This is a genomic window from Pontibacter sp. Tf4 (genome assembly GCF_014212495.1).
Lineage (GTDB): Bacteria > Bacteroidota > Bacteroidia > Cytophagales > Hymenobacteraceae > Pontibacter.
On record NZ_JACKZC010000004.1, the window covers coordinates 49,005 to 70,318 of the forward strand.

The following is a 21,314-nucleotide window of genomic DNA, read 5'->3' on the forward strand; positions in this document are numbered from 1 at the left end:
CCGCATTCCCCAATCTGTAATCAATCAACCTACACAACCTTTATTATGAGTAAACATTTACAAAAACTTTGCGCATTAGTGCTGGTTTGCTGTGCCTGGCTTGGCAGCAGCACGGCATTCGGGCAGGTAAACCTTCAGCAATCCCCCTACACCGAGAATTTTGATGCTTTGAGTAGTGGTTACCCAACTGGATGGTCTGGCCTGCGACTTGCTGGTAGCGGTACTATAGGTCAGGCGCTGGCACCAACTGTTTCAGATGGTAGTGCTACCTCCGGAGCAGTTTATAGTGTTGGTCTTGATACAGACAGAGCGTTAGGTACATTAGCCTCCGGCTCTACAATGCCTGCCTTCGGCGCAGCCTTTACCAACAACACAGGCAACACCCTTAACCAGATCAAGATCTCCGCGATGATGGAGCAGTGGAAAAGTGGTAGCCGTGATGACCACCATGAGGTAGTAAAATTTGCTTATAGTTTGAATGCAACCTCGCTGGATGATGCGAACGCAACCTGGATTGAAAAGACAGAGCTTGACCTTGTTGAAATATTAACAACAACAAAAGTAGCTGCTGCTGTGAACGGTAACGATGCTGCTAACAGAACTGCTATTTCGCTTGACCTGGGTGGCATCAGCTGGGCAGAAGGCACTACCCTTTGGATTCGTTGGGCAGATGCGGATAACGTTGGCTCAGATGGTATGTATGCTGTCGATGACTTTAAGATCGAGTTTGAGTCGGGCTCTACAACGCCTGCTATATTTGCTCCAAGTTCCCTTAACCTTGGCGAGACCATTATTGAGAAAGCACAGACCGGCAGCTATACTTTCACAGCTACCAACCTGAAAGCTCCTGTTAAAGTTACAGCCGATGCTCCATTCTTGGTTTCCAAAACTGCAGGCGGAACCTACGCTGCCGAAATCGAATTTACAGCTGCTGAATTAGCCTCTGAAGCAACGGTTTATGTGAAAGTATCACCATCTACTTTTGGTGTTGTAAATGGTAATATTACCCACACAAGCACAGGTGCAGCAACTGTAACTGTAGCTGCTACAGTAATAAGCCACAGCCCATACGCACAGGACTTCAACACCTGTACAGGCAACGCAACTATAGCTGGCGGCTGGATGCAGTATAGCGTAACCGGCGATCAGACCTGGGCATGTACTACATTCGGAACACCTGGTACCGATGGTAAAATGACAAATGCTGTGCAGATGAGCGGTTTTGCAAGTGGAAACCAGGAAAACGAAGACTGGTTGATCTCACCGGCTCTTGACCTGGCGGGCTTCGATATTCCGGTTGTAAGCTTTAACTACAGAACCAAATTTGCAGGTGACGGCCTGAAAGTAATGGTATCTACAAACTATAGCGGTACTGGTGCTCCTTCTGCCGCTACCTGGACAGAGCTTGTATCGCTTCCTGCTGATGAAGCTGATGAGTGGAAACTGCTGGAAAACCTTGGCCTGCTGGACTATAAGTCAGCAAACACCTACGTAGCTTTTGTTTATACCTCTACCACCGAAAGCGCCCCGCGCTGGACACTGGACAACTTTGAAGTGAAAGGTGTAGCAAACTACCTGAGCACCTCAAACATTGTAATGAACTTCCCGGAAACGGCTGCAGGCAGCACATCTGATGCCATGAAGTTTACATTCAGTGCAGTTGGTTTTGATGAGAATGTAGTACTGTCAGCACCGGCTAACTTCGAGCTGTCGAAAGATGGCACAACCTACGCTGCTACATTAACTTATACTGCTGCTGAAGCTGCTGCTAACAACGAAGTATTTGTACGTTTTGCACCATCAGCTACAGCACACCTTTACACTGGCGCAGTAACCTTCACAAGCGGCGAAACAGTGATAACGCGTGGTATGTTGTCAGGTTCATCTTTACTGAAGTCTAACACGCTGGATGTAGTAACCTGGAACATGAAGTGGTTTGGTGCAACCGGCCAGGGGCCATCAAACGAAGAGCTTCAGTTTGAGAACGCTAAGAAAGTAATAGAGCACCTGAATGCAGATATCATTGGTGTGCAGGAAGTGGCAGATGATGCCAAGATAGCAGAACTTGCTGCTGCAACAGGCTATACCTACATCACAAAACCTGTTACAGGCCAACAGCAGATCGGTTTCCTTTACAAAGCAGACGTAGTAACTGTAAGAAAAGACAAGGTACTGCTATCTAAACTGTTTAACGACATTAAAGCCGGTACAACCAACCTGACTGATTACCCTACCGGTGACGAGCTGTTCTGGGCAAGTGGCCGCCTGCCATACATGGTGGAATTTGAAGCAAACATCGATGGTGCCAAGCAGCGCATTCACGTTATCAACCTGCATGCAAAAGCCAACGGCGATAACAGCGACCTGGACTACCAGAGAAGACAATACGATGCAAAAGTACTGAGCGACTCGCTTGCTGCACAGTACGGCAACGTAAACCTGATCCTGTTAGGTGACTTTAACGATGACGTGGATGTATCGGTAGTTGGTACAAACCAGAAGTCTTCTTTTGATGTGTTTGTGGCTGATGAAGCCAACTATAGCACCCTGACATTGGACCTGAGCAAAGCGGATAAGGTAACGTATGAGTCTGGCTCACTGAGAAGCTTCCTGGATCATATCTTTATTTCTAATGAGCTGACAGATGAATATGTAGCCAGCTCTATTGCTATCGAAGAGCAGCTGCTGAACCTGATTCCTAACTTCAGATCAACTACATCTGATCACCTACCGGTTTCAGCAAGATTTACAGTTACCAATACTACTTACCCTGTTGCAGTTGCCTTCTCACAGGCTTCAGTAAGCAAGACAGAAGATGCCGGTACATTTACCGTATCGCTGACAGTAGCTGAGGCAGTAGCGACAGCGCAAACAGTAACTATAGCTCCTAAAGCAGGTGCAACTGCATCGGCTGCAGACTATACCATTGCGGGTGCTGAGAACGGTACTGTAACAGTTACCATCCCGGCCAACGCTACAACTGCTTCGTTTGATGTAACGATTGTAGATGATACTGAAACGGAGGAAGCAGAGCTGGTAGTGTTTGAAATAACCGGTGCAAGCAATGGCTTAGAAATTGGAACTGCTAAAACCTTCACTTTAACCATTGAAGCCAACGATGCGCCTACAGGCATAGCTGATGGTACAAAAGGTCAGTTCAGCATCTACCCAACTATCGTTAACGGCGGCAACATTAAATTACAGTTGCCGGAGCGTGTAGCACAGACTGCTAAAGTGAACATGGTAGTTTACTCTACAGAAGGCAGAAACGTACTAAGCGTAAACGGTACACAGGCTGCTGCACAAAACGCGCTTAACAGCAAAGTAGCTACCCTGCCGGCCGGTATCTACATGGTACTGATCGAAACCGGTAAAGAGTACTTCCAGACTAAGATGGTGAGACACTAATCCGTTTCAATACCTATAGTTTAACAGCCTGCCGGACACCCGGCAGGCTGTTTTGTTTTACAGACCAGTGATGAAAGAGATGGATCAGAATTTTCAGCGTTTACCTTTTTCGCTTGAGTAAGCTGTTTTTTCTTGGTGTGTTATAGTTTGTTTTGTCTTCACTTGCTTCCTGAAACATTGTTTCTATCTGCTGTGTGTTTTCAGCAGCGAGCCCCAAACCGGTTGGATTGTTGGTGAAAACACCAACAATGGCGCTGACAACGCAAATAATGGTTTTAACTATAGCTGTGAACTATAGCCTCAACTGTAAGACTACACCTAAACTATAACCCTATGCTGGCGCGGATCTTTGATCCGTGACTTATCTATAAGGTTGGATCTGTGATCCGACTGGGCCGGAGGTCCAAACTATAGTTCGACACGAGCGAGGACGCTCGCGCCATGTTCATAACTATAGATCTTCCCAACTATAGCCTTCCGTAAAACTATAGTTTCTGCTCGCGCAGAACGCCAGTCACAAACTGGCGCCAAATTCAACCACAAGTTGCGCTGACGCTAAACTTGCGGCATACAAAAAACTATAGTTAAGGCAACCTGATTTTTATGTTCTTGAAGCGCGGGCGAATTAATATCAGGCTGGCTATAGTTGGTTTCTAACTTGCATGGTTGAGAACCTGCAGCAGAAGTAGCAGAAAGGACCTTTCTCCAAAATGGGCATGACCTAACCATAAACGAAAAGAGCCGGCTAACTATAGCCGGCTCTTTTCTATATTGTATTTTGTTATTACTTCAGTTGTGCAACTACTTCAACTGCTTCTTCCAGGTAAATATCCTGCTTCAGGCTTTTCAGGAACTCCTTGTTGCGGGCAACTTTAGCAGTATCGGGTCCGAGTTCTTTCAGGTCCTGTGGCAGTCTGTTTACAGTTAATACCGGTACTTCCTTCTGTGCTTCTTCGTAACGTTTGGCTTCTGCTTCGGCACGTTTTTCTTCTTCCATATACTTCTGCAGTGCCAGCGAACGTACCGTGTTTTCCGACTGCTTTTTCAAACGCTCGGCGCTTTCCTTTATCAGGTTAAAGCTCTTGTTCTGGCTGATACGGGCCTTGCTGGCTTCCTTGATCTGGGTCAGGTTCAGCTTAGGATCACTCCAGACAGTGTATTTTGCCGGCTTGATCTCATCGAACGGAAGTGGGTAATCCTGCTCTTTCTCACCAAACTCCAGGTACGTGTAGGCATCCGGAAGGATAATATCCGGAATAACACCACGCAGCTGTGTAGTACCACCATTTACACGATAAAACTTCTGTGTTGTAAGCTTAAGGGCACCAAACGGCTTGTACGCATCAAACTGTGACGGCAGGGCTTCATCCAGCTCAAAGAACTGTTGCACTGTACCTTTGCCATAGGTTGGGCTACCAATGATAACCGCACGCTTATAATCCTGCATGGCAGCTGCCAGAATTTCGGAAGCTGAGGCGCTGTTGGCGTTAACCAGTATCACCAGCGGGCCGTCGTACTGTACCTGTGGGTCACGGTCGTCGAGCACAATGGCTTTGCCACCCGCTGTTTTTACCTGAACGATTGGCCCCTGGTTTATAAATAAGCCAGCCATTTTCACGGCATCGCCCAGCGAACCACCACCGTTATTTCTAAGGTCTAATACAAGGCCCTGCATGCCGGCGGCTTTCAGTTTTTCTACTTCACGCTTCACATCGTCGGCGCTGTTAGGGCCACCGTTACCTTCAAAGTCTGCATAGAAGCCGGGCAGTTTAATATAGCCTATCTTCTTGTCGCCTTCAATCATAGCCGACTGCGCATAGGTTTCTTCAAACACGATCACATCGCGTATGATCGGGATTACTTTGGTTGAGCCATCCGGTTTCTTAACAGTAAGGCGTACTTCAGTTCCTTTTTTACCACGTATCAGCTGTATGGCATCATCCAGGCGCATGCCTTCCACAATTACAGGCTCGTTATTGCCTTGCGCTACTTTCTGTATGGCATCGCCCGGTTTAAGGTCGCCTTGTATGTACGACGGGCTGCCCGGAACAATTTCGTTTACTTTAATCTGGCCATCTCTTTCCTGCAGCGAGGCACCGATCCCTTCCAGTCGGCCGGTAAATTCAATATCAAAATCCGACTTGGCCTTTGGCGGGAAATACCCGGTGTGCGGGTCGTATACGTTCGCGATAGCGTTGATGTAAGTAGCACGTCTGTCGTCGCGGTTAATGCGGTACAGGCGCTCGTACAGGTCGTCGTACAGGTCAAGTACTTTCTTGCGGGCTTCCACTTCCATTTCAGCCAGCGTTTTTGTCTCTTTTTTCTCGCCTTTGGCTTTTTCCTGCTCTTCCTGCATATCGGCCAGGCGTACCAGCGTCTGGTACTTCAGTTGCTTGCGCCAGGCTTCCTTCAGTTCTTTTTTGTCTTTGGCAAAAGCCAGCTTCTCACCATCAATTTCTATGGTCTCGTCTTTTGTAAAGTCAAAAGGCTTGGCAAGTATCTCTTTATAATAAGCTTCTGATTCTTTCAGGCGCTGCTCTATCAGGTTGGCAGACAGGTCGAAAAACTCGTAGCTGCCGGCGCGTAGTTGGTCATCTATAGTTGTTTCGTACTGGCGTAGTTTGGCCACATCCGATGCCAGCAGGAACTTCTTGTTGTAGTCCAGGCGCTCGAGATACAGGTTAAAAGCCTTTTTAGAGAACGCATCGTCCAGCTTTTCAGGCTGGAAGTGCCCCTGGCTCAGGCCTTGTATCAGTACTTTCAGCAGTATTTCATCTTTACCCTCGGGTGAGGAGGTGTTGCGGTAAAAAATGAAAGATGCTGTGAGCAGGATCACTGCCAGTACAGATGAAATTATTTTAAATCTGGTTGTCAAGGATAGCATTTAGTTTAGTTTGTGGTACTCCCGTTTAGTATGCAAAAGTAATGCCGCAAGTATACGCAGGCGCAGCAGCATATTTTGTAGCGTGTAATGTACTATAAAAAGTTATCTTCTCACAAAACAGTTCCGGATTGTCTCTTTAACGTACTGCGTATACAATAGATAACATACGTATTTTGTTTGGGTTTCTTATAACTGTTAGTTCTTTTTTTCGTTCTGAAATAAGGAAAAAACTTAATAAAGCTATGCAAAACATGAATGACAGAACGGCTGAGGTACTGAATGAGCTGACCCAGTTCGTAAACGACAGAATAGAAGGATACAAAGCTGCCGCGCGCGATACCAGAGACCCGGCACACAAGGCCTATTATAACGAGCTTGTGAGCCAGAGCCAGCAGTTCTCGAACGAGCTGAACAGCAAACTGCGCAGCGTTGGCGCCGAGCCGCAGCAAAGCACAACTATAAAAGGCAAGATTTTCCGTGGCTGGATGGATGTGAAAGCAGGTATAACCGGCAAAGACGAAGAAGCCATCATTGAATCGAACCTGCATGGCGAGGAGTGGGCCCAAAAAGCTTATAACGATGCCCTTGACCACCGCAGCGAACTGCCGCAGGAGGTAGTACAGATGGTAGAAAAGCAGAAACAGGCCTCTCTGGCTACATGCGAGCATCTGAAACAAATGAAACACACTATTGATTAACAGACTATAGTTAAAACTATAAAACAGCAAAGGGTTACCGGTGGTGGTAGCCCTTTGCTGTTTTATAGCAGGCACATTTCCAACGCACCCACTTATGAAAAATATTCTGTTCTTTGGCGATAGTTTAACCGCCGGCTATGGTTTGGCCCAGACCCAGGCCTACCCGGCCCTGATACAGCAGCAGCTGCAGGAAAATGGCTACACCAACTATAAGGTGATAAATGCCGGCCTCAGCGGCGACACCACTGCGGCCGGGGTGCACCGCCTTGATAAATGGCTACACCTGGATGTGCACATTTTTGTACTGGCACTGGGGGCCAACGATGGGCTGCGCGGCATTCCTACCCGCGAAACAACTATAAACCTGCAACAGATACTGGACAAAGCAAAGCGAACCTGGCCGGAAGTTAAGATCATCCTCTCGGGCATGGAAATACCGGACATTGTGCCCGGTCGTTATGCTGCCGAGTTCAGGGCGCTTTTCCGGGAGCTGGCCATCAAAAACAATGTGGCTTTCGTGCCTTTTCTGCTGGAAGGGGTAGCGGGCATGCGGCATTTAAACCTGCCTGATGGGGTGCACCCAAACGCAGAAGGGCAGAAGCTGCTCGCCAGACATACCTGGTCTGTACTGAAAGACCTGCTATAGTTGCTATAGTTTAAAGCCGGTTATCGAGCTGCTGTTCCTGTGCCAGCGCCTGCTCGTAACGTGCGCGCAGCTCTTTGCCGGATGTGCGGGCCCAGGTGCCAAAAGCTGTTGCATCTGCTTCGGTTATTTTCTTCAGGTGGTCGTCGTAATCGTCCAGGGCTTTCTTCTGGGCGTCGGTTATGTTTTTCCAGTATTCCTTGTCAAAGTCAACACCTTGTTTTTTGCCCAGGTCTTCTGCGTACTTGCGGTAATCGTCTCCGAGGGTGACGTTGAGATCTTTATGGTAGGTTTGGGCCACTTTCTGCAGTTCGTTTAACTGGGTAGTATAAGCCTGTACCATTTCCTGTCCGTACTGTTTTACATCGTCGGTAGTGCCTTTGGCAGCAGCCAGTTTGCCAAGCTCCACCTGCAACAGGCTGTGCTGCGCAATGGTCTGCATCAGTTGTTCCTGGTCTTCGGTCAGGGTAGAGTCGGTACCAGCCACAGTGGCGGACTGCTCATCGGTAGTGGTGGCCGCTTCGGTATCAGCAGTTTCCTGTTGGTTGGTGTTGTTGTCTGAGGAGCAGGAGGCCCAGGTAAAAGCCGAAACCGTAAAGGCGGCGATCAGTATGCGTTTCATAGTTTATGCGTTTGGTAAAAGAACGTGTTTACCTCAACACATACGAAACTATAGCAAATTGTTTACCGGTGGTGTAAAATGAAGGGCCAGCAGGTTATTGAGGGTGGCCATTGAAAGCGGCTTGGGAATAAAGCCAATAACCGAACTATAGTTTTTAATAGTCTCCAGGTGCTCCGGGTCGTCGGATGAGCTGAACATGGAGATCAGGGTCCTGAACCTGTGGTAATCCTGGGCGTGGTACTGCTCTAAAAAATCGAAGCCATCCAGCTCCGGCATGTTTATATCAAGCAAAATAAGGTCAGGGAAGTGGGCATCCTGTGTGTGGGCAATGCTACGGAGCAGTTCCAGTGCCTCAAGGGTACTATGGCAAACAGAAACGGTCTGGCATGCATTGGCATCCTCGAGTATGATCTGCGAGAACAAACTATTGATCTGGTCGTCGTCAACTATAAGGATGTGGTTCAGTTTATACATATAGGCAGCAGTGCGGCTCCAACAGCATTTAAAGAAGATGGTCATGCAATATAAAGCGGATTTTTATAACTGACAACATAAGTTTGCTGCCGCCGCTATGCTGGCGCCATCTTCCGGAAAAGTTGTTTGCTTGGTTGTTTAACTGCTGCTTAACAGTAATTAGTATAGTTGACTGAAAATAAAAAAGCACCCGGTTTTGCCAGGTGCTTTTATTATAGTTTGTTATGCTGCTATCTTAGTAATAGATATGCTCGCCGCGGTGTTTCTGGAAGTGCTCCTCAAAATAACGGGCATCTTCTGCTGAATGCGGTTTAAAGCCAAGTACGATATTTCCTTCTTTAATACCGGTTTCGTACACTTTGGCGCGTTCTTCCGGAATACCGGCACCTACCAGGGCACCAATCAGGCCGCCTGTTAAGCCACCCGCACCTGCACCTGCCAGACCGGCAGCCAGCGGACCTGCTACTACCAGACCAAGGCCAGGTATAGCCACCGATGTACCAATTGCTGCAATGGCACCAACTATAGCACCCAGTGTACCACCAATGGCGGAACCGGCACCGGCACCTTCCAGCGATTTGTTACCTAATTCAGTTGTGTCGTCAGCGTCTTCTCCTCTGAAGTGTCTTTTTCTCGCTTCATCCGACATAACCACGTTAATATCGTCTTTGTCATAGCCACGGGCACGCAGTTCGTTAAATGCGCGCTCAGCACTTTCTCGGTCGCGGAACATGGCAGTCATCATGCCTCTATCGCTTGTTCTGTTCATCATAGCTTTTATAGTTATTGTTAAGTTCACATTCTGGTAAGGCTGGCAAACCAGTAGGATTTATAACGGGCATTGTACTGCTATAGTTACGATACCACCACATACTATAGCCCGGCGGGGTACCTGTAAACAATAAAGCTCCCCGCCGGGCAGGGAGCTTTGTTGCTATTGAGATTAAGGAAACCCTTATCGGATGCCGTCACCTTCAACCGCATCATCTTTAGGAATGATCACATGGTCGATCACGTGGATCACGCCGTTGGATGCTTCTACGTTTTGCACCACTACGTTAGCGCCACCCACGGTTATGTTACGGCCCGGGCTTGATACACTAACGGGGATGTAACGGTTATCGCCGATATCGATGCGCTGTGTTTCGTTAAAGTTTGCTGAGGTAACCTCGGATGGCAGGATGTGCACCATCAGCACGCTGGCCAGTTTGGCTTTGTTTTCCGGTAGCAGCAGCATTTCCAGTTCGGCCTTATCTAACTTAGAGAAAGCCTCGTTTGTTGGGGCGAAAATGGTGTAAGACCGGTTGGCTTCAAAATCATCTGCCAGGCCGGCGGCATTCATCAGCTGCACAAATGTCGACAGGTTAGGGCTTTGCTGCGCCAGGTCCATCAAACTATAGGCTTCTGTATCTTCTATGTTGTCGAACATGTCGTTCACATCTTCTGTATTTGTCAGCGATAGGGCAGCAATTGGTACGACAGCAACTGGTTCCACTACTTCAGCGGTAACAACTACAGCATCAGCATCATCGGCGTCTTCGGTTGTACCGGCCATGGTCTGGGTTTCGCTCATGGTCACGTTGTCGTCCATGGCGGTGGTGCCCTCGTTTGAGCTGGCACACCCGAACATGGTAAGCGATGCTACTGCTATTGCTGCTAAAGATTTCATTTCTGTTGTTTTCATAGTATTAACATGGTTAAAATTAAACAATAAAGCCTGCCTGTAAGCGGGCCGGGAGCCGGGGCATGTACCACCGGAATAGGGTAAGGGTGATGGAGAAATTACCAGTGCGCATTGCCTGGTTGGGGAGGTCTTATTTATCGGATGGAGCGGGGCCGGCGTCGCTTGTGGTGATGACGTCATCTACAATGTGAACCACGCCATTCGAGACCTCTACATTAGACTTTACGACTTTTGCGCCACCTATAGTTACAATTTTGTCCGGGCTTACCTGCACGTTTATTACTTTATGGTCGGCGGTTTTAATGCGCTGGTTGTCTTTTAACTGCGAGGTATAAACCTTATTTGGCAGGATGTGAGCCTGCAGAACTTTCAGGAGCTGTACCCGGTTTTCTGGCTCCAGCAGCGCATCAAACTCTTTCTTGCTAAGGTGATCAAACGCTTCGTTTGTAGGAATAAATACAGTAAAAGGACCTTCTGACTTGAGCACATCCGTTATGCCGGCTTTCTCGGTCAGGGTTACAAAAGTGGTCAGGTGCTGGTTGGAATTTGCAAGTGCCAGTATATCGAAGCGGGCGGTATTGCCGAGATCCTCGAAAAGGGCATCGTAGTTCAGTGCTTCCGGTTCGGCTACAGGTTCGGCCGGCGCATCGCCTTCCATCGTTTGTGTCTGGCTTATAGTGGTGGTATCGGAGCCGGCGCAGCCAACTATAAAAACCGAAGCTGCAACTATAGCTGCTATCTTTTTCAGTAAGTTGTTTTCCATAGTTTTAACAGCGTGTAAGGTGTAAAAGTGTGGTGCCACAACTTGTATTTAACTCCCTGCAGGCAAAAATGTTAGTTTCCGAAATGCGAAAGGCCCGCCTGAACTATGTCGGGCGGGCCTTTCGCTTAGGTGCTGCAGTGGTTGGCTACTTAATTGTATACCTTCACCACAAATACGAAGTCTTTTAACTTTTTAAGCTGCTGTGGTCTTGAGCTGCCTGCCAGCGTGTTGGTTTTAGGCAACAACAGCGGAGACAACGTTGTCGCCAATGGCAGTTCCCCGATGATCTGGAGCAGGTAAGCAGATTTGATCGCGAAGGCGGCGCCGTCCTGGCCCTCCTGCTTTCCGCTGATAACCCCGATCAGGTTGCCTTTATCATCTAAAAGCGGGCCGCCACTGTTACCCGGGTTAAGCGGAATAGAGATCTGGTAAGCTGTTGTATCGCCCTGGAAACCGGACGTAGAGCTAAGGGATCCTTCACCGAACACGACATCCTCACGCGGGTAACCCAACGTGTAAACTTTCTCGCCCAGGTCAGATTCTGTTGTTTTAAAGGTATAAGGGAGCTTACTGAAGCCAGTGAATGCCGGGTCCTCAATTTTCAGGATTGAAAGGTCGTGGGCCTGGTCGCGGTATACTTCGTGTGCTTTATATTTTGCCCCGGAAGTATTCTCGATCATGATCGAGTCGGCGCCCTCTACTACGTGCGAGCTGGTAACCAGGTAGCCGTTGGCACTCAGTGCAAAGCCTGTACCGCTAAAACGGGCAGGGCGTGGGGCTGGCTTGGCTGTATTGTTAATGTCTTTGATGATAGCTGTCTGGGCTTTTTTCAGCTTGTCTACTTCCCGGCGAAGCTCTACGTAATGGGCTGTTTGCTGCTGTACCGGTTTTTTCATTTGCTGCACACTCCAGAGCGTACCAAACACAGACAACAGCGAAACACTGGCAGCTACGGCCATCGTCTGGGCATGGCGCTTCCAGAAGACCTGCCACATAGGGATTACCTTTGGCGCTGCTTCCTGTTCCATGGAAGTATGGATGGCGTTCAGTTTGGTGCGCAGTTGCTGGCGCTGGCCATATTGCTGCATGGAGTGCAGTAGTGTGCGGTGCTCTTTCAGCTGCTCGGCCAGACGCGGGTCGGTCTGCAGCAGGGCCTCAAAGGCTGCTTTTTCTTCGGCAACCATTTTACCGGCCAGGTATCGCTCCATTTGTTCGTACATCAGGTATTCCATCTCTGCTATATACTTTGCCTGTTGCAGGCGTATTTTCTCACTCTCCGGGCTAAACGGGTGCCTGGTAGGCAGCAAAAAATAGTTTTTTAAGCCGCTGCAGGCACTTATATTTCTGGTTTTTGGCGGTGTCGGTGTTGGTGTAGCCAAACCGGTCGGTTATGTCCTGCATGTTCTGCATCCGGATGTAATAATCCTCCAGCAGGGACCGGCAGGGCTCGCCAATCTGGTTCAGGGCAGCTTCCATTACGTCAAACCGTTTCTCATTCTCTTCCTGCTGGGGCACTTCGTCCTCCAGGGTCAGGTAATGCTCAGCATCTTCTACCTTTGTCGCAAACCGGCCTTTTTCAGCCAGTCGTTTCAGCCACAACCTTCTGCACACCGAGTACAGGTAGGTCTTTATCTGGCAGGTCAGTTCGAGGTTATCCGACTTTACTTTTTCGTAGAAGACGATAACACCTTCCTGGTAAATGTCTTTCGCCTCGTCCTCGGTTCCGCTGTTGCTGAGAATAAAATGAGAGATCATCGGGAAGTGGAGTTTGTACAGGTACGCCAACGCCCGGTCATCGCCTGACCGGATGCCGTCTATTACTGCCTCATCCGCCTCATACAAACCTTTCTTCATTCCGCTCTGGTTTTAATACGCTTTTAGGGTTTTAGTAACCCACTGAAAAATATTTTTAATTTTTTTTCTGAAGGTGGGTTACCTCTGTGCATTTCTGGTATGAAGTTCAAAATCGAAACCAAAACACTTAATTACAAACACAAAATGAAAAATCTATTTAAATTCGCCGTTGTAGCTTTCGCTCTTGTTTCTTTCACTGCTTGCAACACTGAGCCAGCTGCTACTGAAACTGAAGACACTACTACAATCGAAGAAACTACAGTTGAAGAAACTACAGTTGATACAACTGGTACTACTGTAGATACTACTTCTACAACTACTACTGACTCTACTACTGTTGTTCAGTAATTAAAACCAGAACTTTAGGTTAACATTTATAGTTCTAAAAACACATAAGAAGTCCCCCGGGCCACGGCACGGGGGACTTCTTATTTTTATGCCATAATAAAATTTTAAGCCGGAAAAAAGGCCTGCTTTATAGTTCAGGCCTTTGTTCTGGTTTTTTTATTTTGCCTGTTTGCGGCGTTTCATTTCTTTGCTGATGAGGGTAAACTCGCGGCTGCTCTGTCCGGCTATGGCAGTATTCTCGTTGGCGCGGCGCAGTAAATACGGCATTACCTCTTTTACAGGGCCATACGGTACATATTTGGCCACATTGTAGCCTGCATTCGCCAGGTTATACGACAGGTTATCGCTCATGCCATAGAGCTGGGCAAAGTAGATTCGCTCATCGTTACGGGCAATGTTACTGTTCTCCATCAGCTCCATCAGCAGGTAGCAGCTATCCTCGTTGTGGGTACCGGCGCAAATAGCAATTCTGTCGATGTGGGCCACACAAAAACGCAGGGCATTGTCAAACAGCTCGTCTGATGCATTTTTGGTAGGGTTTATCGGGCTCTGGTAGCCGGCTTCCGCTGCACGCTTACGCTCTTTCTCCATATAAGCCCCGCGTACCAGCTTACCACCTAAGTAATAATTCTTAGCCACAGCATTTTCGTAGTCGCGTTGTAATACTTCCAGCCGGTCGTGACGGTATAGTTGGTAGGTATTGTAAACAATGGCTTTCTCTTTGTTGTAGAGCTCCATCATTTCGTAGGTCAGGTTGTCTATGGTGTCCTGTATCCAGCTTTCCTCGGCATCAACAAACACACGCACATCGGCTTCATGGCATCTTTTGCAGATAGTGTTCACGCGTTCGCGGCCACGGGCAAAAGCTGTTTGCTCGGTAGCAGTAAGTTGCGTGCCTGCCTGTACTTTAGCGAGCAGTCTGGTATCTATCAGCCCTGTTATCTTAAACACAGAGAATGGAATCGCCTTGTTGCCGCGTGCTTTTTCAACTGTGCGCAGCAGCTCGTTTAGGGTAGCATCAAAGCTTTGCTCGTTGCCTTCGCCCTCTACCGAGTAGTCCAGTATAGTTCCGATGTTGTAGGCGCTCAGCTCTTTTATGGCACGCTCCGATTCTTCTATTGTTTCGCCGCCGCAGAAGTGGTTGAATACGGTTGGCTTCACTATGAATTTAACCGGAAGATGCAGGTTAATAGCTGTGTTCAGAAGGGAACCACCCAATTTTACGAATGTATTGTTGTTCATGGCTTTGAACAACAGGTAAGTTTTGTAAAGCTCTGCGTCTGATTTGGATGAGAATGCAACCGCAGTATTATCGAATGATACGTTTGAAACAGGGTTCATGTGTTAGTTTGTATTGCCGTGCAAAGATAGTGTATCAGTTACAGTTATCCACTTGTTTTTTTGAAGGATTTAGGGAGCTAACCTACGCAGCAGCTGGCTTTTAAACATCTAATTATACTTTGCTGTTGTATTTGCACTACATTTGTAAGTCAGCTGATATAAGAATGGAATTTAAGCCTACTAATTTTTTCAGGCAGCTTGCCGGTGCACAGCCACGCCCTGTTATTATTGCCGGACCCTGCAGCGCCGAAAGCGAAGAGCAGGTGATGCAAACAGCTATGGCCTTGCGCGAGCAGCAGGTAGATGTGTTCAGGGCAGGTATCTGGAAGCCGCGTTCCCGGCCTAACTCGTTTGAAGGCATTGGCTTGCAGGGGCTGCAATGGCTGGGCCGCGTGAAGCGCGAACTGGGCATGCGTGTAAGTACCGAGGTAGCCACCGCCCGCCACGTAGAAGAAGCCCTGAAACAGGAAATTGATATTCTGTGGATTGGGGCGCGCACCACCGTAAACCCTTTTGCTGTGCAGGAAGTGGCCGATGCCCTGCGTGGTGCCAATGTGCCGGTGCTGGTAAAGAACCCCGTTAACCCGGACCTGGCGCTGTGGATCGGAGCACTGGAACGCGTGTACAATGCGGGTATCACTGATATGGCAGCCATTCACCGTGGCTTTTCGAGCTACGAAAAATCAAAGTACCGAAATGTGCCGCTGTGGCAGATCCCGATCGAGCTGAAATCGAGGTTTAAGCAGTTGCCGCTTATAGTTGACCCAAGCCACATTGCCGGTAACCGCGAGTTGTTGCTACCGGTTGCACAAAAAGCACTGGACCTGGGTTACGATGGCATCATGATAGAAACGCACCCTGATCCGGCCAATGCGCTGAGCGACCCGGAACAGCAGGTAACTCCCGCCGGTTTACAACAGATCCTGTCGCAACTACAGGTGCGCAAAACCACTTACGACGACCAGGAACTGATAAACCTTGCCGAAAAACTACGCCTGCAGATAGACGAAGCTGACCAGCAGATACTACGGGCCCTGGCGCGCCGTATGGAACTGGTAGAGCAGATCGGACATTATAAAAAACAGAACAACGTGCAGGTGCTTCAGATCAGCCGCTGGAAAGAGATCTTCCGTAGCCGGCCCGACTGGGCAAAGGAACTGGGCATGAACCCCGACTTTGTAGCCGAACTATACCGCCTGATCCACGTGGAATCTATCCGGATGCAGACCAGGATCATGAACGACAAATCAGAGCTATAACCTGAGAAAGAGAAGCAACTATAGCTTCTCTTTTTTATGAATGGCCGGCCGGGTTAGGCTATAGTTGTCTCCTTCCGCGACTTTCTGTTAAAAGTATTCTCTAAGAACACCAACGCAAACATTAAAATACCAGTCCCAAAGGCTATAGCTAAATCTTTGATTTCCAGTGGCTGCAGGTCGAAGATATTGTTTACGCCCGGCACATAAATAACGGCAAGCTGCAGAATAAGCGTAAGGGTAGCCATGATAAAGAAAAGCTTGTTGGACCTGATAGACAGCGGAGAATAACCGTATGCCCGCAGGCCAAAGGCATTTCCCATCTGCATAAAGCCTATGGTGGCAAAAATCATAGTTTGCCAGGCAGTGCTTTGTTCGTTGCCGGCACTCAGATAGTAACTACCGATAAGTAAGGTAACTATAGCTATAACGGTTCCTGTCCAGGAGACATAGATTACCTCTGTTTTTGTTAGCACCGACTGGTCCGGGGCCCGGGGAGGTCGTTTCATGGTGTCGGCTTCAGCAGGTTCGGTGCCAAGGCCTAATCCCATCAAACCATCGGTCAGCAGGTTAAGCCAGAGCAGTTGCAGCGGGCTCAGCGCTACGGTTATGCCTATCAGCGGGGCACATAACATTGTCAGCACTTTGCCTAGGTTGCCACCCAACGAGAATTTAATGAAGCGCAGCAGGTTGTCGTAGATCACGCGGCCTTCTTCTACGGCAGCAACTATTGTAGCAAAGTTATCATCCAGCAGCACCATGTCAGATGCTTCTTTTGCCACATCAGTACCGGTAATGCCCATGGCCACGCCAATGTTGGCGGTTTTAAGGGCAGGAGAGTCGTTTACGCCATCGCCGGTCATGGCAACTACTTCTCCTTTTTTCTGCAGCATCTCTACTATCCGCAACTTATCTTCCGGCGAAACACGAGCGAAGATCGACACCCGTGCTATCACATCTGCCAACTCGTCTTCAGAAAACTTGTTCAGCATTTCACCGGTAACAGCTTCGGAGCTTTGGGTTATGTTAAGTTCCCGGGCAATGGCGGCGGCTGTAAGAGGGTGGTCGCCCGTGATCATGATAGGGCGAATACCGGCTGTGCGGCAGGTCGCTACTGCGGCTTTTACTGCAGCCCGCGGCGGATCTATAATGCCCATCATACCTACAAAGGTCAGGTCTTCTTCCAGTGCGTTTCCGTTGTTGTGGGGCTCCTGTAGTTCCCGAAAGGCGAGGCCCAGTACACGCATGCCATTCTGGGCCATCTGGTTATTTATTTCCAGCAGTTGTTCGTGCCATTCGGCGGTTATGCGTTCCGGTGCGCCGTCTACCCATACGTTGGTTGTGATCTTCAGTAAACTATCTACAGCGCCCTTGGTGCAGGCAATATAGTTGTTATCCGACTTAACATTGCGTAGCGCTGCGAGTTTGGTTGCTTCGGGTGTGATCTGGTGTACAGTGGTCATGCGTTTGCGGGTCGAGTCGAAAGGCTCTTCGTGCACGCGGGGTAATTGCTGTTCCAGTTCTTCTTTGCGGTAGCCAGCCTGCTGCGCAGCCAGAAGTAAGGCGCCTTCTGTTGGGTCGCCTATTACCTGCAGACTTTCTTCTGTACCGGTTTTTAAAACGCTGTCGTTGCACAGCATACCTATAGTTAAAGCCAATGCTGCTTTGTGAGGTACATCTATAGTTTCGGCATGTTCCGGCTTAAAATCTATCAGTTCATCCGGCAAGCCAATGGTTGTCACTGTCATGCGGTTTTCGGTGAGAGTGCCTGTTTTATCAGAGCAGATAATGGTTACTGCACCCAAAGTTTCTACGGCAGGTAGTTTACGCATCAGAGCATGGCGTTTGAGCATGCGCTGTGCACCAATGGCCAGGGTTATAGTTACTACAGCGGGTAAACCTTCGGGCACCACAGCTACCGCCAGGCTCACTGCCGTCAGAAACATTTCGTCAAGCTCTTCGCCACCTAATACACCAATTACCAGCATAAGTGCGGCAGCTGCAAAGCCAAGTATAGCCAGTATTTTTCCTAACTGGTCCAGCTTTTTTTGTAAGGGTGTTTGCTTGTCTCCCACATCCTGCAGCAGGTTGGCAATTTTACCAAGCTCGGTTTTCATGCCGGTCTCAACTACAGCGGCAGCGCCCCGACCATAGGCTACGTTGGTGCCCAGGTAAAGCATGTTTGTGCGGTCCCCCAAAGGCATTTCAGGGCTCGGCAAGGCCTCCGTGCTTTTCTCCACTGCTTCCGATTCACCGGTAAGGGCGGCTTCCTGCACGCGCAGGTTGGCGCTCTCCAGTATGCGCATGTCGGCGGGTATTACATTGCCGGCCTCCAGTAACACCACATCGCCCGGTACCAGCTCTTTGGCTGATATCTCTTTAACGGCCCCATCGCGCCGGACACGCACCGTAGGAACCACCATGCTTTTAAGTGCGGCCATGGCTTTTTCGGCGCGAAATTCCTGCACAAAACCCAGCACAGCAAATAACACCACTATGGCTACAATAGCGATCGTTTCTACTTCTTTGCCCAGAAAACCAGAGATAACAGCTGCAACAATCAGGATCAGCACCATGGTTTGGGTAAATTGTTCCCACAGCATCCGCAGAGCGCTTTTGCCACCACGTTCTTCCAGTTCGTTGTAGCCATACTGCTGCAGCCGTTCTTCAGCATCAGTACTGGTAAGTCCGTTTGCCGATGAAGATGTCAGCTCTCTGAGAACTTCTTCTGTGGTTCGGGTATGCCAATTGTCCATATAGATCAACTTTGGTGTGGTAGGTACTGTATAGCTTTAAAAGAACCGTATTGTTGCATTTCTGTTTTTAATTGTGATCAATATATGATGGCGGGAGCGGAGAATACTTTGGTGCTGGCAGCTGCATCCTGTATCTTTGCTATAGTTGGTTATCCGGCAATCCGGTACCTGACAGAGCGCCTGCTACCAACAGGCCTGAAATGATCTGAACTATGAATGATATACATATTGGTGCCGGTGCTTTAAAGGAACTGGGAGAACTGCTCAGAAACCGGGCATTCAGCAAAGTGGCCGTGCTGGTAGACGAAAATACGTTGCACCATTGTTACCCACTGGTAAAGCCGCATCTGCCTGCGCACGACTTGATCCAAATACAAAGTGGCGAAGCTCATAAAACCCTGCAAACCTGCGAGCACATCTGGCAGCGCATGACCGACCTGAACCTGGACCGCTGGTCGGTGCTGGTGAACCTTGGCGGTGGCGTGATAGGAGATATGGGCGGTTTTTGTGCAGCAGTGTTTAAGCGCGGACTATATTTTGTGCAGGTGCCTACTACCTTGCTTGCACAGGTAGATGCCAGCGTGGGCGGTAAGACCGGTATAGATTTCCATGGGCTGAAAAACCATATCGGCGTTTATAAAGAGCCTGTCGGTGTATTCATTGATCCGGGCTTTCTGCAGACATTGCCGCAGCGCGAGATAAAATCAGGTTATGCCGAGATCATCAAACACTGGCTTATTGCTGACGGAGAAATGTTTCTGGCGCAGCGCCACATCGGCCTGTTTACCGAAAACTGGGAGGAGCTGATCAGGCACTCGGTAGACATAAAAGCAGCTGTGGTAGAGGCAGACCCCCTGGAAGCCGGTTACCGGAAAATACTGAACTTTGGCCACACTATAGGCCATGCCGTGGAAAGTTACCTGCTGCAGAAACCTGGCCGCGAACTACTTCACGGCGAAGCCATCGCCATCGGGATGCTGTGTGAAACGTACCTGTCGGTTAAAAAGGAGTTGCTTTCCAAAGAAGCGCTGGATAAGATAGAGACGTTTCTAGTGTCGGTGTACGAGAAGGTGGTATTTACAGAAGAAGACATTCAGGCTATGAGCCACCTGGCGCTGCAGGATAAAAAGAATACCGGCGCAACTATAAACTGTACACTCCTCGAAGCTATAGGCCGTGCCGTATACGATCAACCTGTTACTTTGCCTGAGATTCAGGAAGCTTTACGCTATTACCAACTTTTATGAGCAACACCATTACACTGACGCACCCAACCGGTGTACTTTCCGGAACTATAAACCTGCCTGCCTCTAAAAGTGAAGCTAACCGGGCATTGATAATAGCGGCCCTGGCCGGCGGCCACAGCACGATTGAAAACCTTTCCGAAGCCAACGATACCCAACTGCTGAACCGCCTGCTACAAAGCGATGCTGAAACTATAGATGCGGAGGATGCCGGAACTGTCATGCGCTTTCTAACGGCCTATTATGCCATCACGGGGCAGCAAAAAACCTTAACAGGCACCGACCGCATGTGCCAGCGCCCGATAAAAGTGCTGGTAGATGCCCTGCGCGATCTGGGTGCAACTATAGTTTATTTGGGCGAAGAAGGATATCCGCCGCTGCAATTGCAGGGCTTCGCTTATTCCGGGGAGAAACACCTGAAAGTACGCGGTGATATAAGCAGCCAGTATATTTCTGCCTTGCTTATGATAGCGCCGCTGCTGCCCGACGGCCTTGTGCTGGAACTGGAAGGTAAAATAGGAAGCCGCCCGTACATTGAAATGACACTCGCGCTGATGCAGCATTTTGGCGTATCAGGCAATTTTGAAGACAACAGGATAGTTGTGCCAAACCAGAGCTACAGTCCAGCTACATTCCGGGTAGAGCCCGACTGGTCGGCGGCAAGTTACTGGTATAGTATGGTGGCGCTGGCCCGCGAGGCAGATGTTACATTGCCAGGCCTGAAGAAAGATTCGTTTCAGGGCGACAGCGCTATTGTGGATATCATGCGCAGACTGGGCGTGTACACAGAATTTACTCCGGAAGGCATCAGGCTGACCAAAAAACACTGCGAGAAAAAAGTAGCGTTTGATTTTACCAACTGCCCGGACCTTGCCCAAACTATAGTTGCCCTCTGCGCTGCCTTAGGCGTAACCTTAGAAATGACCGGTGTGGAAAGCCTGCGCATAAAAGAGACCGACCGCATACAGGCTTTGCAAATTGAAGTGTTGGGAATGGGCGCATCGTTGGACGAAATGACACCCGGTGTTTTTCGGATGGAGCCAGCTATTATTACAAAACGTAAGCTTGCTTTCCGCACCTACCAAGACCACCGCATGGCCATGGCTTTTGCACCCATCTCTTTGCTGGAGCCTGTACAGATTCAGGAGCCAGGCGTAGTGCGCAAATCGTATCCAAGGTTTTGGGAAGATCTGGAGAAGGTGGGGTTTGGGGTAGTTAGGAATTAGGAATTACGAATTACGAATTACGAATTACGAATGTAAGTCTATACTACAAATATATTCGTTAGTGCGAGCTTGTAGCTCGTACTTATATTTAGCAAGAGAAAGTAAGTATAGCT

General features: G+C 48.9%; 17 protein-coding genes. 7 read left to right on the forward strand and 10 right to left on the reverse strand.

Annotation, left to right across the window (positions count from 1 at the left end; all coding sequences use genetic code 11):
* Positions 1–45 precede the first annotated feature (45 nt).
* Entirely contained in the window at positions 46–3,408 is a 3,363-nt protein-coding gene (locus H7F15_RS07505) for a T9SS-dependent choice-of-anchor J family protein (protein ID WP_185196359.1), read from the forward strand.
* Positions 3,409–4,192: 784 nt separating this feature from the next.
* On the opposite strand, the gene H7F15_RS07510 is transcribed toward H7F15_RS07505, so the two are convergent.
* Positions 4,193–6,292, reverse strand: a complete 2,100-nt coding sequence (locus H7F15_RS07510; RefSeq protein ID WP_185196360.1) for a carboxy terminal-processing peptidase — start codon at positions 6,290–6,292, stop codon at positions 4,193–4,195.
* Positions 6,293–6,534: 242 nt separating this feature from the next.
* Between H7F15_RS07510 and H7F15_RS07515 the strand changes: the two genes are divergently transcribed.
* Both H7F15_RS07515 and H7F15_RS07520 read left to right on the forward strand, forming a co-directional pair.
* Positions 6,535–6,990: a PA2169 family four-helix-bundle protein gene (locus H7F15_RS07515; protein ID WP_185196361.1), complete on the forward strand. Its 456-nt coding sequence runs from the start codon at positions 6,535–6,537 to the stop codon at positions 6,988–6,990.
* 94 nt (positions 6,991–7,084) lie between these two features.
* A complete protein-coding gene (locus H7F15_RS07520) occupies positions 7,085–7,636 on the forward strand; it encodes an arylesterase (protein ID WP_185196362.1) in 552 nt (183 codons plus the stop codon).
* Between the two features lie 10 nt (positions 7,637–7,646).
* On the opposite strand, the gene H7F15_RS07525 is transcribed toward H7F15_RS07520, so the two are convergent.
* The 7 genes from H7F15_RS07525 to H7F15_RS07555 form a co-directional block, all read right to left on the reverse strand.
* The gene (locus H7F15_RS07525) at positions 7,647–8,255 is read right to left on the reverse strand and encodes a DUF4142 domain-containing protein (RefSeq protein ID WP_185196363.1); all 609 of its coding nucleotides are present in this window, start codon (positions 8,253–8,255) and stop codon (positions 7,647–7,649) included.
* A 48-nt stretch (positions 8,256–8,303) separates the two neighbouring features.
* Positions 8,304–8,729 carry a response regulator gene (locus H7F15_RS07530; RefSeq protein ID WP_185196364.1) on the reverse strand — a complete coding sequence of 142 codons (426 nt, stop codon included), beginning with the start codon at positions 8,727–8,729 and terminating at the stop codon, positions 8,304–8,306.
* A gap of 235 nt (positions 8,730–8,964) precedes the next feature.
* The gene (locus tag H7F15_RS07535) at positions 8,965–9,501 is read right to left on the reverse strand and encodes a general stress protein (protein WP_185196365.1); all 537 of its coding nucleotides are present in this window, start codon (positions 9,499–9,501) and stop codon (positions 8,965–8,967) included.
* Between the two features lie 183 nt (positions 9,502–9,684).
* Positions 9,685–10,413, reverse strand: a complete 729-nt coding sequence (locus H7F15_RS07540; RefSeq protein WP_185196366.1) for a fasciclin domain-containing protein — start codon at positions 10,411–10,413, stop codon at positions 9,685–9,687.
* A 130-nt stretch (positions 10,414–10,543) separates the two neighbouring features.
* Positions 10,544–11,176 carry a fasciclin domain-containing protein gene (locus tag H7F15_RS07545; RefSeq protein WP_185196367.1) on the reverse strand — a complete coding sequence of 211 codons (633 nt, stop codon included), beginning with the start codon at positions 11,174–11,176 and terminating at the stop codon, positions 10,544–10,546.
* Positions 11,177–11,325: 149 nt separating this feature from the next.
* Entirely contained in the window at positions 11,326–12,483 is a 1,158-nt protein-coding gene (locus tag H7F15_RS07550; protein ID WP_255481139.1) for a trypsin-like peptidase domain-containing protein, read from the reverse strand.
* Positions 12,458–13,030 (reverse strand): RNA polymerase sigma factor, encoded by a 573-nt coding sequence (locus H7F15_RS07555; protein ID WP_185196368.1) that lies wholly within the window; start codon positions 13,028–13,030, stop codon positions 12,458–12,460. Before H7F15_RS07555 ends, H7F15_RS07550 begins: the two co-directional genes overlap by 26 nt.
* A gap of 99 nt (positions 13,031–13,129) precedes the next feature.
* On the opposite strand from H7F15_RS07555, the gene H7F15_RS07560 reads away from it, so the two are divergent.
* Entirely contained in the window at positions 13,130–13,378 is a 249-nt protein-coding gene (locus tag H7F15_RS07560; protein ID WP_185196369.1) for a hypothetical protein, read from the forward strand.
* Between the two features lie 156 nt (positions 13,379–13,534).
* Here H7F15_RS07560 and H7F15_RS07565 read toward each other — a convergent pair whose 3' ends face one another.
* A complete protein-coding gene (locus tag H7F15_RS07565; RefSeq protein ID WP_185196370.1) occupies positions 13,535–14,719 on the reverse strand; it encodes a proline dehydrogenase family protein in 1,185 nt (394 codons plus the stop codon).
* Between the two features lie 164 nt (positions 14,720–14,883).
* Here H7F15_RS07565 and H7F15_RS07570 point away from each other — a divergent pair, with 164 nt between their 5' ends.
* Entirely contained in the window at positions 14,884–15,978 is a 1,095-nt protein-coding gene (locus H7F15_RS07570; protein WP_185196371.1) for a bifunctional 3-deoxy-7-phosphoheptulonate synthase/chorismate mutase type II, read from the forward strand.
* A 53-nt stretch (positions 15,979–16,031) separates the two neighbouring features.
* Here H7F15_RS07570 and H7F15_RS07575 read toward each other — a convergent pair whose 3' ends face one another.
* Positions 16,032–18,731, reverse strand: a complete 2,700-nt coding sequence (locus tag H7F15_RS07575; protein WP_185196372.1) for a cation-translocating P-type ATPase — start codon at positions 18,729–18,731, stop codon at positions 16,032–16,034.
* Positions 18,732–18,943: 212 nt separating this feature from the next.
* Here H7F15_RS07575 and aroB point away from each other — a divergent pair, with 212 nt between their 5' ends.
* Both aroB and H7F15_RS07585 read left to right on the forward strand, forming a co-directional pair.
* Complete coding sequence (gene aroB, locus H7F15_RS07580; RefSeq protein ID WP_185196373.1) at positions 18,944–19,978, forward strand: 3-dehydroquinate synthase; 1,035 nt, start codon at positions 18,944–18,946, stop codon at positions 19,976–19,978.
* Positions 19,975–21,201: a 3-phosphoshikimate 1-carboxyvinyltransferase gene (locus H7F15_RS07585; protein WP_185196374.1), complete on the forward strand. Its 1,227-nt coding sequence runs from the start codon at positions 19,975–19,977 to the stop codon at positions 21,199–21,201. The genes aroB and H7F15_RS07585 overlap by 4 nt, the downstream gene beginning before the upstream one ends.
* Positions 21,202–21,314 lie beyond the last annotated feature (113 nt).

Excerpts from the sequence above, each read along its gene's own strand:
- H7F15_RS07505 (WP_185196359.1), top strand. The coding sequence starts at position 46 with ATGAGTAAACATTTACAAAAACTTTGCGCATTAGTGCTGGTTTGCTGT.
- H7F15_RS07510 (WP_185196360.1), bottom strand. The coding sequence starts at position 6,292 with ATGCTATCCTTGACAACCAGATTTAAAATAATTTCATCTGTACTGGCA.
- H7F15_RS07515 (WP_185196361.1), top strand. The coding sequence starts at position 6,535 with ATGCAAAACATGAATGACAGAACGGCTGAGGTACTGAATGAGCTGACC.
- H7F15_RS07520 (WP_185196362.1), top strand. The coding sequence starts at position 7,085 with ATGAAAAATATTCTGTTCTTTGGCGATAGTTTAACCGCCGGCTATGGT.
- H7F15_RS07525 (WP_185196363.1), bottom strand. The coding sequence starts at position 8,255 with ATGAAACGCATACTGATCGCCGCCTTTACGGTTTCGGCTTTTACCTGG.
- H7F15_RS07530 (WP_185196364.1), bottom strand. The coding sequence starts at position 8,729 with ATGTATAAACTGAACCACATCCTTATAGTTGACGACGACCAGATCAAT.
- H7F15_RS07535 (WP_185196365.1), bottom strand. The coding sequence starts at position 9,501 with ATGATGAACAGAACAAGCGATAGAGGCATGATGACTGCCATGTTCCGC.
- H7F15_RS07540 (WP_185196366.1), bottom strand. The coding sequence starts at position 10,413 with ATGAAAACAACAGAAATGAAATCTTTAGCAGCAATAGCAGTAGCATCG.
- H7F15_RS07545 (WP_185196367.1), bottom strand. The coding sequence starts at position 11,176 with ATGGAAAACAACTTACTGAAAAAGATAGCAGCTATAGTTGCAGCTTCG.
- H7F15_RS07555 (WP_185196368.1), bottom strand. The coding sequence starts at position 13,030 with ATGAAGAAAGGTTTGTATGAGGCGGATGAGGCAGTAATAGACGGCATC.
- H7F15_RS07560 (WP_185196369.1), top strand. The coding sequence starts at position 13,130 with ATGAAGTTCAAAATCGAAACCAAAACACTTAATTACAAACACAAAATG.
- H7F15_RS07565 (WP_185196370.1), bottom strand. The coding sequence starts at position 14,719 with ATGAACCCTGTTTCAAACGTATCATTCGATAATACTGCGGTTGCATTC.
- H7F15_RS07570 (WP_185196371.1), top strand. The coding sequence starts at position 14,884 with ATGGAATTTAAGCCTACTAATTTTTTCAGGCAGCTTGCCGGTGCACAG.
- H7F15_RS07575 (WP_185196372.1), bottom strand. The coding sequence starts at position 18,731 with ATGGACAATTGGCATACCCGAACCACAGAAGAAGTTCTCAGAGAGCTG.
- aroB (WP_185196373.1), top strand. The coding sequence starts at position 18,944 with ATGAATGATATACATATTGGTGCCGGTGCTTTAAAGGAACTGGGAGAA.
- H7F15_RS07585 (WP_185196374.1), top strand. The coding sequence starts at position 19,975 with ATGAGCAACACCATTACACTGACGCACCCAACCGGTGTACTTTCCGGA.